Raw genomic sequence first — 553 nt, 5'->3', positions numbered from 1 at the left:
GATTCACTCATGGCATCACGCGCGAATCATCAGGGTCGGGTGATAGCGCCAGACCTTCGGATCCGCGCTCAACAGCGCGATCCCTTCGTGCAACGCCTGCGCGATCATGATGCGATCGAACGGATCGGCGTGGTCGTCGTGAACCGGCAGCGCGGCGACCGCCTCTGCGTGCTCCCCAGCGATCGGCAGCTCCCCAAAGCCCGCCAGCCGAAACGCCGAGCGGGCATCACGCGGATGCACGCGCAGGTTGCCCTTCGCATGCTTGATCGCGATCTCCCAGACCGCTGCGGCGCTCACCAGTAATATATTGGCCGGATCCTCGATCAGGTCGATGGCCGCCGATGAGAGCTGCGCGGCACCTTCGGCCGCCCACAGCGCGATATGCGTATCGAGCAGCACCCTCACGGCGCGAGCTCTTGCCTGGCGCTTGCGTCGAAGTCCGCGGCGATCGCGTCATCGCCGGCGTTGAACGCCTCGATCGTGGCCGGGATGTGGAGGCCCGCGAGCAGGTGCCGGGCGGCGCCGACGCGCCGGGGCGCGGCAAACGGCACCA

The 553-nt window shown here is 67.6% G+C and carries 1 protein-coding gene and 1 pseudogene; both read right to left on the bottom strand.

The window, feature by feature from the left end; genetic code table 11:
• Positions 1–15 precede the first annotated feature (15 nt).
• Positions 16–405, bottom strand: coding sequence for a type II toxin-antitoxin system VapC family toxin (locus AWB68_RS46040; protein ID WP_087650537.1), 390 nt, complete (start codon positions 403–405; stop codon positions 16–18).
• Positions 402–553: pseudogene (locus tag AWB68_RS51275) on the bottom strand (type II toxin-antitoxin system Phd/YefM family antitoxin); the annotation flags it as partial. The gene AWB68_RS46040 and the pseudogene AWB68_RS51275, both read right to left, overlap by 4 nt.

The organism is Caballeronia choica (assembly GCF_001544535.1).
Lineage (GTDB): Bacteria > Pseudomonadota > Gammaproteobacteria > Burkholderiales > Burkholderiaceae > Caballeronia > Caballeronia choica.
This window is presented reverse-complemented; position numbering and strand designations above follow the sequence as displayed.